Source organism: Sphingomonas bacterium (genome assembly GCF_903644055.1).
In the GTDB taxonomy this organism is placed as follows: Bacteria; Pseudomonadota; Alphaproteobacteria; order Sphingomonadales; family Sphingomonadaceae; genus Sphingomonas_I.
The window spans coordinates 1-16,166 of sequence record NZ_CAHJXD010000110.1 but is presented as its reverse complement, the minus strand read 5'-3'; the positions used below and the strand labels follow the sequence as shown (position 1 = coordinate 16,166).

The following is a 16,166-nucleotide window of genomic DNA, read 5'->3' as shown; positions in this document are numbered from 1 at the left end:
ACGATCTGGATGTTGATCAGCGTGTTGCCGACGTCGGCCGGGCTGTCGAGCGAGGGCGGCTGCGCGGTGCCGCCCGAGGTGCCGATGTGGATCGCGACGGTCATGTCGTATTCGGTGATCGTTCCGAACAGGCGATCCCAATGGCCGCTGTGGATCGAGGGCAGGCCGTAGGCGACCGGCTGTTCCGGGAAGGTGACGACGGTGACGCCGCGCGCCGCCATCCGCCGCACCTCGGCGATGGCGAGATCGACGTCCCACAGCGGTATCAGCGCCAGCGGAATCATGCGGCCGGGATAGGTTCCCGCCCATATCTCGACATGCCAGTCGTTATAGGCCTGGAGCAGCGCCAGCATCAGCGCCTTGTCGGTTCCCATGAAGAAACGTTCGCCCGCGAAGCCCGGCATCGACGAAAAGTTCATCGACGATAGCACGCCATTCACGTTCATATCCTCGATGCGCTCGTCGAGGCTCCAGCAGCCCTTGCGGATCTGCTCGTAGCGCATGGGCTCGACGCCCATCTCCTCCTTGTTGCGCCCCGCGACGGCGGAGGGGCCGACCGAGGCGACCTTCTTGCCCTCCATCAGCCAGCGCTCGTCGCCATTCTCGAAGCGCGCGACTCGTGGCTCCTCGCTGCGGTACTTGGCCGGCAGACGGCCGACGAACAGATCCGGCGGCTCGATGATATGATCGTCTACGCTGATCAGGATCATGTCGTTCATTTGCATGCGTATCACTCCCCGCCGTGCTGGCTTGACGATCCTGTACCGTGATTTGCGGGGACGCGCAGCGCGATAGGCGGATCAATGGCTGCCAAACTTCCGGATTAGCGACGTTCGTCCGGAAGCCCCGGACTCTCAGCGCAGGCCCAGTATCGCCGCTGCCTCTCGCGCGCTGGCGGGCGGGCGGCCCGCCTCGCGGCATAGCGCGACCACTTCCCCCAGCAGCGTGGCGTTGGTGGGGGTGCGATCGCCGCCGAAATCCTCGAGACCGACCCTGACGCCGCCGCCCCGCGCGATGGCCAGCTTCGCCATGCCGCTGGCGAAGACGTCACCGCCGATCACCGCCGCGGCCCAGGGCAGGCCGCTGTCGCCCAGGATATCGAGATAGGCGTCGAGCGCGGCGGGCGTCGGATCGAGGCCGAAGCCGATGCACGGCGTTCCGTCGTAATAATTGCGCCCGCCGAAGAAATAGAATTTGACGAAGCTTCCCGGCGGAAGCTTGCCGGCGCGCTGGAAAGCGATCGTCGCGCGCAGAAAGCCGGGTTCATAAATTCCGATCGAGGCCGCCAGCCCGGCGCGGCTGATCGTATCGAGCACCATCGCGATGCGGGTGAAATCGTTGATGTAACTCAGCATTCGCGCGCACTCCGCTCCGCCGCCGGAGATCGGCATGTTCATGCTGCCGGGATCGAGCGGCGCCATCCGCGCGCCCCGTTCCGCGCAGGGCGCGAAATGCGCGATCTTCGCGGCATCGGAGGAACCCGCCGCGGTCGTCGGGCACAGGATGGCATCGGGATGCCGCGCGAGCAGCGGCGCCCAGCCCTCGCCATAACGTTCGGCGGCGGCCTCGCCGGTAAGGCGGAAGTCATCGATGTGATTGTGGATCAGCGACGCGCCCTGATCCGTCAGCGCCAGCAGCTCGCGCGCGATTGCCGCCGGCGCGCGCGGGGTGGCCGGGTTGCGCTCGACGCGGGTCTCGCCGTTCGGCACCATTTCGATGATCACAGGCTGCATCACGAAACTTTCGTCGCCGTCGCCGTGCGGCGCCAGAGGCGCGATCCGTTTGCGGTCGGGAAGACGCACGTATGGCTCTATTCCGGAAGAAGGCCGCATTGCCGGAACATCGAGCCCCTCCGATAGAGAGCGGATAAGGGCAAAGACAAGAGGATGCGCGGGCGATGATCTCCGGCTTCGATCATGTCGCGATCACCGCGAGCGATCTCGACGCGATATGCAATTTCTACGGCGACGTGCTCGGCGCGCGGATCGATGCCGAATATCCCTGGAACGGCCGGCCGGCGGTGCGCCGGGTGTTCGTGGGCGGTGCGCTGCTCAACATCCATCAGCAGGGCAATGGCATCGATCTGGTCGCACGCACTCCAACCCCGGGCGCGGCGGACCTCTGCTTCCGCTGGGACGGTACGATCGAAGGCGCCCAGGCGCTGATCGAGGCCAAGGGCGTGACGGTGATCGAGGGGCCGGCACCCCGCACCAGCCATGACGGCAAACGCGGCGCGTCCATCTATTTCAACGATCCCGACGGCAATCTGATCGAGCTGATGGCGGCATGAGCGATTATGATCTCGTCGTGCGCGGCGGCACCGTGGTCGATGGCAGCGGTGGCGAACCCTTTGCCGCCGATGTCGCGGTGACCGCAGGGCGGATCGCCGGGATCGGCCGCGATATCGGGCGCGGGCGTGAGGAGGTCGATGCCGGGGGCTGCATCGTCACGCCCGGTTTTGTCGATGTCCACACGCATTATGATGGACAGGTGACCTGGGAAAGCAGGCTCGCGCCCTCATCCACGCATGGCGTCACGACGGTGGTGATGGGCAATTGCGGTGTGGGGTTCGCGCCCGTCCGACGCGACGATCATGACATGGTCGTCAGGTTGATGGAAGGCGTCGAGGACATCCCCGGCATCGTCATGACGACGGGCGTGCCGTGGAACTGGGAGACGTTCCCCGAATATCTCGACGCGCTGGCCGCGCTGCGGACCGATATCGATTTCGCGGCGCAGCTCCCCCACAATCCGCTGCGCGTCTATGTGATGGGTGAACGCGGCGCCCAGCCCGAAGCGCCGACCGGCGATGAGCTGGCGGCGATGCGCGCGCTGACTTCCGAAGCGATCCGCAAGGGCGCGATCGGCGTAACGACGACGCGGATGAGCGGGCACCGGTTTCGCAACGGCGAGCTCGTGCCATCGATCGAGACGAACGAGGAGGAACTGATGGCGCTCGCCGCCGGCCTCGCCGATGCGGGGAGCGGCGTGTTCCAGATGATCGGCGATGCCCATGCCACGGTGGACGCGCAGATGGGGCTGATGCGCCGGCTGGCGAAGCGATCCGGGCGGCCGCTTTCCTTCACGCTGGCGCAAATGACTTTCGCACCGGAGCAGTGGAAGGATTTTCTCAGGGGTCTGGAGGCCGCCAATGATGATGGGCTGGCGATCAGGGGACAGATAATTCCGCGCCCCACCGGTATCCTGATGGGGCTGGAGCTGAGCCTGCATCCGTTCGCCTTTTCGCCCAGCTTTCAGCCGATCGCCAATCTGCCGCTTGCCGAAAAGGTAAAGGCGATGCGCGATCCCGCGCTCCGCGCGCGCCTGCTGGCGGAGGAACCGACCGATCCGCATGCTTTCTTTCTATCGATGGTCAAATCGACCGAGTGGCTGTTCCGGCTCGGTGACCCGCCCAATTACAATCCGCGCATGGAGGATTCGATCGCCTGCCGGGCGCGGGCGCAGGCGCGCGGGGAACTCGATCTGATCTACGATACGCTGCTGGAGCGGGAAGGGCGTGAGATCCTCTATCGGCCGGCGGGCAATTGCCTGGGCGAGCGGTTCGAGAGCGCCGGCGCGGATATGGTGCCGCATCCCCACACGATCATCGGGCTGGGCGATGGCGGAGCGCATTATGGAATGGTTTGCGACGGGCCCTATACGTCCTATTTCCTGACTTATTGGGCGCAGCATGCCGATCCGGCCAGGCGGGTGCCGCTGCCGGCGGCGATCCGGATGCTGACCGCCGATCCCGCGGACGCGGTCGGCCTCGGCGATCGGGGGCGGTTGGCGCCCGGCATGAAGGCCGATCTGAACGTGATCGATTTTGCGGCGCTGCGGCTCCATGCGCCTTTCGTGCAATATGATCTGCCGGCGGGCGGACGCCGGCTGCATCAGAAGGCCGATGGCTATCGTGCGACGATCGTCTCCGGCGAGGTGACCTATCGCGACGGGATCGCGACGGGCGCGCTTCCCGGTCGCCTCGTTCGCGGGGCTCGGGCGGCGGCGGCTCGGTGAGACCTCGCGCCGCGCCTCGATCCGCTTCGCGAAAAAACCAGGGACTTGCCATGCAATATGCCGTCGAACCGCTGGCGAAGGATCTTCCGTTCGGCGTGATCGTCACCGATCTCGATCCGGCCGACCTCGCCGATCCCGCGCTGCGACGATCGCTCTACGATCTGTGGGTCGATAAGGGCGTGATCGTATTTCGCGGGATGCCCGGCGAAGGCGGGACCCAGATGGCGCTCAGCCGCATCTTCGGATCGCCGGAAGTGCATCCCCTGCGCGATCCATCGCGCACGGATTCGGTGCCGGAATTGTCCGATATCTTTTTCAAGCCGGAAGATGGGGACATCCTCCGTTTCGCCGACGGCGAACGCAAGGGCGGCTATCTGCCATGGCATTTCGATCTGGTGTATCTGCCCCGCATCAACCATGGCGGCATCCTGCGCGCGGTGACCAAAGCACCGCATGGCGGCGAGACGGGATTTCTCGATCGGATCGCGATCCATGATGCGCTGCCCGATCGATTGAAGGCGCGGATCGACGGCCTTTACGTGACCTATCTCTACGATCCATGGATGGAGCATCAGCGCTACGGCCGTGCACCGGGGATGACGCAGGAGCGGCTGGCGGTGCGCGCGGAGGCGACCTTCCACCGCATGAACCTGCCTCCGGTGGCGCATCCGCTGGTGTTCGTCCAACCCGAAACCGGACGCCGGATGCTCAACTTCTCGCCGTGGTACGCAACCGGCATCGAAGGCATTGAGCAATCGCAAGCCGACACCATCCTCGAAGAGATCACCTCCTATGCGCAGGATGAGCGCCACGCTTATTTCCATCGCTGGGATGGCGACGACATGGTCCTGTGGGATAATTGGCGGATGCTCCATTGCGCCACCGGCGTTCCCGCCGACGAGGCGAGGCACATGCAGCGCACGACGATCCATGGCGATTATGGCGTCGGCCGCATCGTCAAGCCCGCCGAAACAGCCGCGGCATGACTGGCCTGCCGGGTCGGCAGCCGCTATCTCCGCGAGGAGCAGGAAAAACGGGGAGCGGAACGCTGGATTTCGCGCCTTTGCAGATAGGATGGCGCCACCGATGACAGCGGCACAGGCCGACGATCGGCCGATGGAAGGTGAAGCAGGCGACGGCTGGGCCGAATGGCGCCAGAACTGGCCGCTCGTTGTCACCGCGACCGTCGGCATGTCGATCACCGCGGTCCATCTTTACTCGATGGGCGTGCTGCTCGATCCGATCCGCGCGGATACGGGCTGGTCGCGTACCGAAATCACCTTCGGGCAGACGATCTCCTCCGCGATCAGCATCGTGCTGGCACCCGTCTGCGGGATGATGATGGATCGATGGGGTGCGCGCCGCATCGTTCTGCCCGGATCGATCGTCTTTTGTCTCGGCCTGATGGCGGTCGGCTTGACCGGCCATTCGCTGCTGATGTGGTATGCGATGTGGTCGATCCTTTCGCTGGGCCTGATCGGCCTTAAGCCCAACGTGTGGGTCGGCGCCGTATCCCAGCCGTTCGTCGTCACGCGCGGCCTGGCGTTCGCGATCGTCATCAGCGGCGTCGGCTTGTGCAGCGCGACCGTGCCCAGCATCGCCAATTATCTGCTCGGCCACTACGGCTGGCGCGGCGCCTATGTCGGGCTCGGGGTGATCTGGCTGATCCTCGTCCTGCCGCTATCCTTCCTGTTTCTGCGCACAACTCCGGATCGGCGGACGGCGGATCGGAGCCCGAGAGGCATCGGCGTTTCGGTTGCCGCCGGGCTGCGATCCCGCGCCTTCGCGCGGCTGGCGGTCGCGGGATTTCTCTTCAGCGTCGCGCTGGTCGCGGTGCTGCTGCACTTCGTTCCGATGATGGTCGATCACGGGATCGGCCGGACCACGGCCGCGGGTGTCGCCGGTCTGATCGGAGTCTTTTCGATCGTCGGCCGGTTGATCACCGGCATGCTGCTCGATCGCTTTTCCGGGCGCCGCGTCGGCGGTATTTCGTTTATGCTGCCGATCGTGCCGATGTTGCTCGTCCTGTTCTTCGAGCTTGGAACCGGCGGGTGGATCGCGGCGGCCATCCTGTTCGGTCTTTCGGTCGGCGCCGAACTGGATGTTCTCGCCTATCTTTCCACGCGGCACTTCGGCTTGCGCAATTACGCGACTTTGTTCGGCTTCATCATCAGCGTGCTCGCCGCCGCGACATCGCTGGGCCCGATCATCGCTTCGATGCTGCGCGACGCGACCGGCAGCTATCAGGTGTTTATCTGGGCTACGCTGCCGGCGTTTGCGATCAGCGCGCTGGCGATCTGGACGCTTCCCGATTATCCGCTGTTCGCCGTGGACGATGTCCCGAGCGAGCCGCCCTCGGTCTGAGCGGGATCGGGCACGGCGCTCTCCAACATCCGCGCCGATCCCGCCGCGCCCACCAGTTGTTGCAGGAAGCGGATGACCGCGCGGATGCGGGGGATGCGGCGCAGATCGGCATGCACCAGCAGCCAGTAAGCGCGGCGGACGCCGACTTCGTCGACGAGGATCTGACGGATGCCCGGCGAGTAGCGGGCAGCGAAGCTGTGTAGCAGGCCGAGGCCGATTCCCGCCGCGATCGCGCTTTGCTGCGAGACGATCGAGCTGCTGCGAAACGCGAGCCGGGGGTTTTCGACGATCTGGTCGAGCGGCGCATAATCATCGGTATCGAGAAGATCCTCGATGAAACCGACGAAATCGTGCGTGGCGAGCGCCCCGGCGTTGACGGGCGTCCCGCGACGTTCGAGATAGGCCGGGCTTGCATAAAGCCCCATTTTGAACTCGGCGAGCTTGTTGATGAACATCCGGCCCCGGCGCGGCCTGACGGTGGAGACGATCAGGTCGGCGTCCCTGCGCGACAGGCTGACATGGCGGGATTCGGGAATCAGTTCGATCGTGATCTCCGGATGCTCCGCCTGGAACTGATCGAGCGCCGGGGCCACCAGGAAGCAGCCGAATGCCTCCGGAACCGCGATCCGCACCACGCCGGAAAGCAAGGTTTCCTGCCCGGCGACATGCGCCAGCATCGAATGCGCTTCATGCTCGATCCGCTCGGCATAGACGAGCAGTTCGGTGCCCTCGTTGGTGAGGGTGACGCCTTGCGGTGATCGGTCGAACAGACGTGTTCCGATCGATTCCTCCAACACGCTCATCCGGCGCGCGACGGTACTGTGATTGAGCTTGAGGCGTTCCGCCGCGACGCTCAGCCGCCCGGTCCGCGCGACATGGATGAAGATGCGGAGATGATCCCAATCCAGCTCGCTCATGCCGCCGCTCTTTGCGCGGGATGCCAAAGGTTATTGTCCGTTATCACCGGCCAAGCCTATCCAGACGCATGGCGCTTGTCATTCGCCGGACCGTGGCTGTCGGGCCGGGTGCGCCGAAAGTCGCCCGCGATCAAGACCGGCGCGTGGCGCGCCCATAGCGTCCCTCCTTGAGCGGAGAGGCAGCATGGGACGCTTCGGCACGACGCAGGCGGGGCGGGAGTGGCGGGGCCACTGGCCTCTGCCGCTGGTAGCGGCGTTGGGCACCGCGGCTTCGGTCATCCCTTATTATTCGATCGGTCCGTTCATGACGCCGCTGACGAACGCCTTCGGCTGGTCGCGCGCGCAGATTTCCGCCGGCATCCTGATCTCGAACGGCACCGCCGCGATCTTCGCGGTGCTGATCGGCCTGCTGGTGGACCGATTGGGCCCGCGCCGGGTGGGACTCGTCGGGGTCGCGTTGATCTGCACCGCGTTCGGGCTGCTCGGGCTGGCGACCGGCGGTATCGGAAACTGGTACGGACACTGGCTGCTGGTCGGCATCGGGGGGGTGACGGTTCAGACCTCGATCTGGGCGAGCGCCGTATCGAGCCGGTTCATCGCCTCACGCGGGCTGGCGATCGCGATCACGATGTGCGGCAACGGGATCGCGGCGGCGCTGATGCCCGTGGTCGCGGCGTTGCTCATCTACCGTTATGGCTGGCGCGCCGGTTTCGGAGGCGTCGGCGGAGTGTGGCTGGTGGCGTTCCTGCCGCTGCTGCTGCTGTTCTTCCGTGGTGCGCAGGATCACCAAGGCAGACGCAAAGCCAACATCGTTGAAGGCGCGCAACCGATACGCACGGGATTGACCCTCTCCCAGGGATTGCGATCGCCCGCCTTCTACAAGCTGGCCTTTGCCGGGGCGATCTATTCCGTCGCATTGATCGGAACGATCGTGCATTTCGTGCCGATCCTGATCGATCGCGGCCGCGATCCGGTTTCCGCTGCGGCGATCGCCGGCTTCGTCGGCATCGCTTCGATCGTCGGACGTCTGTCGACAGGCATGCTGCTCGATCGCTTCCGCGGTGATCGCGTCGCGCCGCTGGCGTTCATCCTGCCTACGCTGGGCTTCTTCCTGCTGGTGGCCGGAGGGCGGAGCTTCCCGGTGGAGGCCGCCGCCGCGCTCATCATCGGCCTTTCGGTCGGCGCCGAGCTCGATGTGATCGCCTATCTCGCCAGCCGATACATGGGGTTGCGCAGTTACGGCGCGCTTTTCGGTACGATGATCTCCGCGCTCAGCCTGGGGACGGCGCTCGGTCCGATCGCGGCGGGCGCGACGTTCGATATGTCGGGAAGCTATGGGAATTTCCTGCTCGCGGGCATCCCGGCGATGCTCGTGTGCGCCGGCGTGCTCGCCACGCTCGGGCCCTATCCCGATTTCGACGAGGGCATCCCGATCGCTACAAACTGATCGCGCCGCCGCTCGCGGCCACGCAATGGATCAGGTGCGGATCGACGATCCATTCGGGGCACTCCACATCGAACCAGGCATCGAAATGCCCCCAGTGGATCGGGTCGAAAAGATAGGGCCCGCGCAGCGCATCGGCCGTGTCGAATTCCTGCTCCCACATCTGAAGTCGCCCGCGTTTATCTATTGATCGGGCGGACGACCACCCAGCCCGTCTGCACGCCCGGCAAGGCGATCATCGAACGCAGCGCGGCATCGACGGCGGCATCGGCCGAAGGGTCGGCCCGCGCGAAGGTCGAAGAAGGACCAAGGTCTCGATCATCCTATCGGCCAAGACCGTGCGGCGGCGGCTGACCGTCCACGTTGCGGCAAGGGTCCACCAGGCTTGCTTGGAGGCGTATCCCGCAGGCGCATCGCCCACCATGCCCTGACGCCGGGAACCGACCACAGGAACATCAGCGTCACCGGCGCATCGTCGATATCGGCAACGGCGTCGTCATGCTGCTGATGAAGTTCACCGGATAGCGGAATGCGGCGAGCACATCGTAATTGCGAACTGGCGCTCGGCATTGTGATATACCGGTGCCTCCGCGCGCAACCGGGCATAGACGGGGTAGGAATCCTCCGTATGCTCGCGGCCGTATGGATCGAAATGCACCATCATCCTCTCCTGCAACCGCCGATCGCGGCAGCGTGCCACGGCGTCTTCATTCCCACTGCGTCTTTGGGCTTACCCAGCCCGGTTGCGCGGGCGCTCCGATCGCCGCGACGATAGCGTCGAAGCGCCTGCCGATCGCGGCGCGCACATCGGGGTGGGTGATAACGTAGGCAGCGTTCCGCCGCACGCCATCGATGATCGCCCGGCCGACATGCGAGGGATCCATGCCCATGCCGATCGTCATGTTGGTTTCGGTCAATCCGGGGGTCACCACCGTCGCGCCGACGCCGGTATCCGCCAACTCCAGTCGCAGGATCTCGGTAAAGCCGACCACGCCATATTTCGCCGCGCCATAGTCGCCCAGCAGCGCCAGCGGCACCAGCCCGGCTTCGGAAGCGATGTTGACGATATGGCCGTAGCCGCGGTCGCGCATTGTCGGGCCGAACGTGCGGGTGCCGTAGAATAGGCTGCAAAGGTTGGCCCTGATCACGCGATCGAACGCGTCGACGTCCATATCGAGGATCGGCGTGAGCGATGGCGGCAGGGCGGCGCCGTTCACCAGCAGATCGACGCCGCCGAATACCGCTTCCGCCTCCGCGCGCGCCCTGGACCAATCGGCGATGCTCGCGACATCCATCACGATGGCGTGCACCGGCGTATCGAAGCCGGCGATCGCCTGATCGAGCCGATCGCCATTGATATCGGCGAGGACGACGTTCATCCCCGCGGCCGCGCCGTGACGCGCCACCGCGAGCCCGATTCCGCCACCGCCGCCCGTCACGAACAGAGTCTGCAAGCGATCGATCGCCATTGATTCTCCTACGAAATCGGGCGGACGCCGATCAGCGCTGGAAGCGCTGGCGGAAAACCGACGGCGCCATGCCCTGCGCCCGCGAAAATGTGCTCGACATATGGCTGGCGCTGGCAAAGCCCACCTGCGTCGCGATCGTCTCCAGCGGCATCTTGGTCGCGCTCAGAAGATGCTTGGTCCGTTCCATGCGGACATGATCGATATAACCGTGGACGGTCGTGCCCATCACCGCCTTGAAACCGCGCATCAGATGCCGACCGGATATGCCGCAGGATTCCGCGAGCCGATCGATCGAGAGCCGATTGGCCGGCTGCGTGGAAATCATGTTGCGTATCCGGTTCATCTGCCATTCGCCGAGGCCGCGCCCCGAAGCCTCGTCGAGGCCGGCGCGAACCATGCGGGCGAAGCGCACCAGAAAGGCTATGCACAGCGCACTGATCAGCGATTCGCTTTCGTGGCCCGGCGACGTGAGTTCGGTCGCGATCTCGTTGAGCAGCCTGATCGGTACGACGCCCTCCTTGTTGGCGCGATACATCAGCCGCTCGTTATACCAGCCGTCCTCCAGCCGGGTGATGCGATGGAAGGTATCCGGCTCGACCCGCAGCACGAAGGTCTTCACGACATCGGGGGTTCGCCTCACCTCGATCGGTGTGCCGGGGGTCGCTACGCCGAGCCAGCCGAATGTGGTGAACCGGCGCGAACCCGGCAGCTTCCAGTGGATGGGATCGGTGCGATCGCGGGTCTTCAACGTCTGGCTGAAACAAAAATAGTCGCTTTCGGATACGACCCCCTCCCCGGTCTCCCACGTATAGGTTCGGATTTCGACCTGCATGCCGGGCAGGTCCATGTGCCGGTCGAGCGTCGCTTTGACTTCGTCGATCAGGGCTGCGCTCATCGTGCGTCGGCTCGATCAGGCCCGAGCGGGAACGGCAGGCTTTTGGACAGGTCCAGCCGCATCACTTTCATCCCGACCGGAGCGCAACGGCGCGGTGAATTTCCAAGTTTATCCAATTTCGAGATGATTTTGTCAGGCCCCATCTCGCCGCATTCATTCCCGTGCAATTTTGCCATGGGAATTGGCTTTTTGCCCGAACCATTGTGCGCAAAAGCAGGAACGGTATCTAGGATGCCCTGCGGATTTCTCTCCAACGCATTCGGATACGTTGCCGGAATGGGTGAACCGCGATGCGCTCAAGCAGCGACGGAGGCACGCGAATTCGCGCGCCGTGCAGCCACCGCCTGTTCGATGATCCCCTTCAAATTCTTGTCATTGTCGGCCGACAGGAAGCGGTGGATCGGCCGCTCGAGCCACCGAAGCCAGCCTTTCTCGATCCGGAATTCCTCGTGAAAATGGACCCGGGTGCGATCGCCGTCGAGCGCCTCTAGCCGATACCAGCCGATCGCGTAGCAGTGCGGCGGAGTCATCACGGCATCGTAGCGCTGATATTCCGGCGCGCGGACTTCGGACACGATTTCCCAGCTTCGCGCCTTGCCGCCGACATACCAGGGCACCGCGAACCAAGTGCGCCGCACCAGCCCCTCGCCGTTTTCATCGCCTTCATGCAGCACTTCGATGCGAACATTATCGAAGGCAATGTGCCGCGGATTGTCGATCGTGGTCTGCTTCCGGTCGAAATCCTTCTGCGGATGCAACGCCGACCAAACCTCCTCGCGGGGGGCGTCGACGATCCAGTCGCTGTCATGGCTTATCATGTTCTCACCAGCATCTTGCCGAGATTGGCGCCCGCGAACAGCCCGCAGAAGGCGCGCGCGACGGACTCGATCCCATCATGCACGGTCTCGGCGCTGTGCAGCTCGCCCGATAGTGTCCAGCGCAGCATGTCGTCATGAAACTCGGCCCAGCGATCGTCATAATCGGGTGCCGCGAACCCGCGGAGGCGGAGACGCTTTATCACCAGCCGCATCGGCTGATCGAGCTCCAGCCGATCTCCCAGCCCATAGCCGCCGAGCATGCCGCACAGCGCGATCCGCGCGAACGGCATCGCGCACTCGATCGCCGCGTTCAGATGATCGCCGCCGACATTGTCGAAGTAGGCGGTGATGCCCTCCGCGCCGACCGCATCAAGCGCGCCGCGCAATTTTTCGCGCATCGTTCCCGGCGCGGTGCGATCGATCGTGGCGTCTGCCCCCCAGCTCCGCAGCGCGGCGCATTTATCCTCGCCGGCGGCCGAGGCGATTACCGTCATGCCCTTGATCCGCGCGATCTGCACCACCGCCGAGCCGACCGCACCCGCCGCCGCCGAAACGAACAGCACATCGCCCGGAACCGCGCTCGCCGCATCGAGCAGGCCGAAATACGCCGTCTGCCCCGGCATGCCGAGATGGCCGAGGTAGCGCTGGATCGGCGCCGCCGTCGCGGGGATCGCCTCGCACCGCTGCTCGGGGACGATCGATATGTCGCGCCAGCCGAGATTGTGGAACAGTCTGCGTCCCACCGGCCAATCGTCGGCGCGGCTCTCGATCACCTCGCCGACCGCGCCGCCGTGCATCGGGCTGCCGAGCGGCAGCGCCGGCATATAGCCGCCGACCTCGTCGAGCATCCCGCGCATGAACGGATCGACCGACAGCCAGCTATTGGCGACGCGGACCTCGCCGGGCGCGAGCGCACGATCGGGCACGTCGTCGAGCGAAAAGATCGCCGGATCGAGCCGGTTTCCCGGCTGCGCGCGCAGATGCCAGATGCGCGCCATCGCCTAGAGGACCACGACCATAAGGCGATGCGCTACGCAGCCGGTCCGTACGGGTCTTGATCCGGTCCGACACATATTCAACATCGCGGGACAAATGACGCCCGAGCGCTGTCGCTCGCCGAAGCGGTTTTGTCGTTCGGAGTCGATACGGTTCGGCGCCATGCCGGGACTATGCGTGCCATGACGCCCGCGCCTATCGCCATACCCCAAGCCACGCTGGATCGCATCCATGTCCGCGTTGCCGATGCGGTGATCGGCTATGCTCCCGATGACGATGCCGGCGCCTGGCAATATGGCGTGGACGCGCGCTGGCTCGCGGGGCTGCGCGATCATTGGCGCGATCGTTACGACTGGCGTTCCGCCGAGGCGCGGTTCAACGAATGGCCCTCGTTCGAGGCCGAGATCGATGGCGTCGCGATCCATTTCATCCATGCGCGCGCCGTGGGCGGGGACGGCTATCCGCTGCTGCTGACGCACGGATGGCCGGGTTCGGTGCTGGAGTTTCTCGCGGTCATCCCGTTGCTCGTCACGCAAGGCTATGACGTCATCGTACCGTCGCTGCCCGGCTATGGCTTTTCGGGCCGGCCATCGCGGCCGATCGGGCCGACGCGCACCGCGGCGATGTGGCGGACGTTGATGATCGATGTGCTCGGCTATCGCCGCTTCGGCGCGCAGGGCGGCGACTGGGGATCGATGGTGACACGCGCGCTGGCACGCGATCATTGCGATGTCGTCGGCGCGATCCACCTCAACATGATGTCCGCGTCGGGGCGCGCGCCGGTCACGCCCGAGCTTACCGCTTATTACGCGCGCGTCGCCGAACTGATGGCGCGGGAGGGCGCCTACGCCGCCGAGCATCGCACCAAACCGCAGACGATCGGACTGGCGCTCGCCGATAGCCCGATCGGCTTTGCCGGCTGGGTGATCGAGAAATGCCGAAGCTGGTCGGACTGCGACGGCGACGTCGAAAGCATCTTCTCGAAGGATGCGCTGATCACCAACGTGATGACCTATCTGGTCGGCGGCAACGTGCAGGCCGGGATCTGGATGTATCGCGGCATGGCGGGGGACCCGCCGTTCGACCGGCGGATCGAGGTGCCGACGGGCTTTGCCGAATATCCGGCGGAATTCATGCCGCCCCCGCCGCGCGACGCGATGGCCGTCGACCTCAATCTGGTGCGCTGGACGAAGATGGCGAAGGGTGGACATTTCGCCGCCTGGGAGCAGCCCGCGCCATTCGCCGACGAAGTGGGGAGCTTCTTCAACGAGTGGCGCTGACATCTCGCAGGCGATCGCGTCAGGCGTGCCGGCCCGGGCGGATCGTCAGACTGCGGACGCCGCGCAGGTTCGATGTCGCGGCGCGCGTCACGCTTGCCGGCTCGACCGTATAATCGGGAAAGCGCGCGAACAATTCCTCGAGCACCACTCGGATTTCGGTCCGGGCGAGATGGATGCCGAGGCATTTGTGGATGCCCGCTCCGAAATGGATCGATCGCGGATCGATCGGGCGGGTGATATCCAGCGTGCGCGGATGTTCGAACCGACGCTCGTCGTTGACCGCTGACGCGATGAACATCAGCACGCGCTCGCCGGCGGGAATCGTCACGTCGTGCAGGGTCAGATCGCGGCTGGTGGTGCGGCCGAGATATTGCGCCGGATTATCGTAGCGCAGCAATTCGTCGGCGGCGCTTTCCGCCAAGCCCAGGTCCGCCGCGAGCCGCGCGCGCTGATCGGGAAAGGCGTGCAGCGCGAGCAGACAGTTGGGCAGCGCCCGCGCGACCGTCTCGTGCCCGGCGTTGCCCAGCTCCGAATAATGATAGACGATATCCTCCTCGGTCATCCGATAGGGATTGCCGTCCGCATCGGGTGTCTCGGAGGTCATCAGCAAAGTGATGACGTCATCCTTCGGGCTGCGCTTGCGATCCTTTATCAGCTCGCGGAAGATCTCCAGCCGGCGGCGGTGCGATTCCTTGATGAGTTCGGGATCGGCATCGTCGCCGCGCAGCGTGAAGATATCGGTCCAGCGGTGGATCTCGTCGCGATATTCTTCCGGAATGTCGGTCAGCTCGGCGATGACGTCCATCGGCAGCTTGGCGGCGAAATCTTCCGCCCAGTCGTAGCTTTCCCGCTGACCGAGCTCCTCGATCAGTTCGATCGCCCGGACGCGGATGAACTCTTCGAGCCTCGCCATCCGGCCGCGCGTGAATATCTTGACCGCCAGACCTTTGTGCCAGCTATGCTGGGGCGCATCCTTGATGATCAGATAAGGCATCCCCTTTTCGGTGCCTTCGATCGTGACGCCCTGCCCGCTGATGAACGCCTGATCGTCGCGGAGCGAGGCATAGACATCGTCGTACCGGGTCAGTGCCCAGAAGGGCATCGTGGCGCTGCGGTAGACGGGCGCCTCGTCGCGCAACCGGCGATAGAGCGGGTAGGGATCGGTGACGAACTCCTTGCCATAAGGATCGAGTTCTAGCGGGGTGAGTGTATCAATCATCAGGCGAAGCTGCTCCCTCCATCGATTACCATCTGGGTGCCGGTAATGAACCGCGATTCGTCGCTGGCCAGGAAGACCGCGGCATCGGCGATGTCGCTCGGCCGGCCGGTGAGGTGCAGCGCATTGGCCTCCTCGATCCGGGCGCGGGTTTCCGGCTCGGCCATGAAGCTCGCCGTCATCGCGGTTTCGATGATGCCCGGGCAGATCGCGTTGACGCGGATCGGGGCCAGTTCCTGCGCCAGGCATTTGCTCAGCATCAGCAGGCCGCTCTTGGTTGCGGCATAAGCGGCGGTCCCCGGCGATGGCTTGATCGCGCTCAGCGAGGCGATGTTGACGATCGCGGCATCGCGCGCCGCGCGCAACGCGGTCAGCGCGGCATTGATGATCAACGCGGGACCGCGCAGGTTGATCTCGAACAGCCGCTGCCACATCGCGAGATCGATCGTCTCGAACGGCTGGCGTACCAGGATGCCGGCGCAGTTCACGACGATGTCGAGCCCCCCCAGCTTCGCGATCGCGGCATCCACCGCCTCTCCGATGTTCGCCGGATCGGCCACGTCGCAGCCGATCGCATGGCCGCCGGTTTCGGCGGCGATGGCTGCCGTCCGGCTCGCATCGATGTCGAGCAGGGCGCAGGCGGCGCCTTCCGCCGCGAACCGGCGCGCGATCTCGGCGCCGATCCCGTTTCCCGCCCCGGTGACGAGCGCGCGGCGCCCGTCTAGCCGCTTCGGCATGGCCGGCGCGCAC

At 65.2% G+C, this 16,166-nt stretch carries 18 protein-coding genes; 6 read left to right on the top strand and 12 right to left on the bottom strand.

Annotation, left to right across the window (positions count from 1 at the left end; genetic code table 11):
* Together HUU94_RS04725 and HUU94_RS04720 are read right to left on the bottom strand one after the other, a co-directional pair.
* A partial coding sequence (locus tag HUU94_RS04725) for an amidohydrolase family protein (protein ID WP_174273953.1) occupies positions 1-719 on the bottom strand: 719 nt, incomplete at its 3' end.
* A gap of 135 nt (positions 720-854) precedes the next feature.
* Complete coding sequence (locus HUU94_RS04720) at positions 855-1,802, bottom strand: 3-keto-5-aminohexanoate cleavage protein (protein ID WP_174273952.1); 948 nt, start codon at positions 1,800-1,802, stop codon at positions 855-857.
* A gap of 95 nt (positions 1,803-1,897) precedes the next feature.
* Between HUU94_RS04720 and HUU94_RS04715 the strand changes: the two genes are divergently transcribed.
* The 4 genes from HUU94_RS04715 to HUU94_RS04700 all read left to right on the top strand — a co-directional run bounded on the left by HUU94_RS04715 (position 1,898) and on the right by HUU94_RS04700 (position 6,381).
* On the top strand, positions 1,898-2,290 hold the full coding sequence (locus HUU94_RS04715; protein ID WP_174273951.1) for a VOC family protein: 393 nt from the start codon (positions 1,898-1,900) through the stop codon (positions 2,288-2,290).
* Positions 2,287-4,017 carry an N-acyl-D-amino-acid deacylase family protein gene (locus HUU94_RS04710; protein WP_174273950.1) on the top strand — a complete coding sequence of 577 codons (1,731 nt, stop codon included), beginning with the start codon at positions 2,287-2,289 and terminating at the stop codon, positions 4,015-4,017. Before HUU94_RS04715 ends, HUU94_RS04710 begins: the two co-directional genes overlap by 4 nt.
* A 50-nt stretch (positions 4,018-4,067) precedes the next feature.
* The gene (locus tag HUU94_RS04705) at positions 4,068-5,003 is read left to right on the top strand and encodes a TauD/TfdA dioxygenase family protein (RefSeq protein ID WP_174273949.1); all 936 of its coding nucleotides are present in this window, start codon (positions 4,068-4,070) and stop codon (positions 5,001-5,003) included.
* 100 nt (positions 5,004-5,103) lie between these two features.
* Positions 5,104-6,381: an MFS transporter gene (locus HUU94_RS04700; protein WP_174273948.1), complete on the top strand. Its 1,278-nt coding sequence runs from the start codon at positions 5,104-5,106 to the stop codon at positions 6,379-6,381.
* Here the strand turns inward: HUU94_RS04700 and HUU94_RS04695 are convergent.
* A complete protein-coding gene (locus tag HUU94_RS04695; RefSeq protein ID WP_174273947.1) occupies positions 6,330-7,298 on the bottom strand; it encodes a LysR family transcriptional regulator in 969 nt (322 codons plus the stop codon). The genes HUU94_RS04700 and HUU94_RS04695 overlap by 52 nt on opposite strands.
* 184 nt (positions 7,299-7,482) lie before the next feature.
* Between HUU94_RS04695 and HUU94_RS04690 the strand changes: the two genes are divergently transcribed.
* Positions 7,483-8,745, top strand: a complete 1,263-nt coding sequence (locus tag HUU94_RS04690) for an MFS transporter (RefSeq protein WP_174273946.1) — start codon at positions 7,483-7,485, stop codon at positions 8,743-8,745.
* Here HUU94_RS04690 and HUU94_RS04685 read toward each other — a convergent pair.
* The 7 genes from HUU94_RS04685 to HUU94_RS04655 all read right to left on the bottom strand — a co-directional run bounded on the left by HUU94_RS04685 (position 8,735) and on the right by HUU94_RS04655 (position 12,922).
* The gene (locus HUU94_RS04685) at positions 8,735-8,905 is read right to left on the bottom strand and encodes a hypothetical protein (RefSeq protein ID WP_174273945.1); all 171 of its coding nucleotides are present in this window, start codon (positions 8,903-8,905) and stop codon (positions 8,735-8,737) included. The two genes, HUU94_RS04690 and HUU94_RS04685, sit on opposite strands and share 11 nt — an antisense overlap.
* A gap of 351 nt (positions 8,906-9,256) precedes the next feature.
* On the bottom strand, positions 9,257-9,442 hold the full coding sequence (locus HUU94_RS04680; RefSeq protein ID WP_174273936.1) for a hypothetical protein: 186 nt from the start codon (positions 9,440-9,442) through the stop codon (positions 9,257-9,259).
* A 7-nt stretch (positions 9,443-9,449) separates the two neighbouring features.
* Complete coding sequence (locus HUU94_RS04675) at positions 9,450-10,211, bottom strand: SDR family NAD(P)-dependent oxidoreductase (protein WP_174273944.1); 762 nt, start codon at positions 10,209-10,211, stop codon at positions 9,450-9,452.
* Positions 10,212-10,242: 31 nt separating this feature from the next.
* Positions 10,243-11,106, bottom strand: a complete 864-nt coding sequence (locus tag HUU94_RS04670) for a helix-turn-helix domain-containing protein (protein WP_174273943.1) — start codon at positions 11,104-11,106, stop codon at positions 10,243-10,245.
* Entirely contained in the window at positions 11,103-11,282 is a 180-nt protein-coding gene (locus HUU94_RS04665) for a hypothetical protein (RefSeq protein ID WP_174273942.1), read from the bottom strand. The genes HUU94_RS04670 and HUU94_RS04665 overlap by 4 nt, the downstream gene beginning before the upstream one ends.
* 120 nt (positions 11,283-11,402) lie before the next feature.
* Positions 11,403-11,924, bottom strand: coding sequence for an SRPBCC family protein (locus HUU94_RS04660; RefSeq protein ID WP_174273941.1), 522 nt, complete (start codon positions 11,922-11,924; stop codon positions 11,403-11,405).
* On the bottom strand, positions 11,921-12,922 hold the full coding sequence (locus HUU94_RS04655; RefSeq protein ID WP_174273940.1) for an MDR family NADP-dependent oxidoreductase: 1,002 nt from the start codon (positions 12,920-12,922) through the stop codon (positions 11,921-11,923). Before HUU94_RS04655 ends, HUU94_RS04660 begins: the two co-directional genes overlap by 4 nt.
* A gap of 180 nt (positions 12,923-13,102) precedes the next feature.
* On the opposite strand from HUU94_RS04655, the gene HUU94_RS04650 reads away from it, so the two are divergent.
* The gene (locus tag HUU94_RS04650; protein WP_254601954.1) at positions 13,103-14,200 is read left to right on the top strand and encodes an epoxide hydrolase family protein; all 1,098 of its coding nucleotides are present in this window, start codon (positions 13,103-13,105) and stop codon (positions 14,198-14,200) included.
* Positions 14,201-14,219: 19 nt separating this feature from the next.
* On the opposite strand, the gene HUU94_RS04645 is transcribed toward HUU94_RS04650, so the two are convergent.
* A complete protein-coding gene (locus tag HUU94_RS04645; protein WP_174273938.1) occupies positions 14,220-15,419 on the bottom strand; it encodes a cytochrome P450 in 1,200 nt (399 codons plus the stop codon).
* Positions 15,419-16,166, bottom strand: a 748-nt coding sequence (locus tag HUU94_RS04640; protein WP_217429566.1) for an SDR family NAD(P)-dependent oxidoreductase, incomplete at its 5' end; no start/stop codon positions are given. The genes HUU94_RS04645 and HUU94_RS04640, both read right to left, overlap by 1 nt.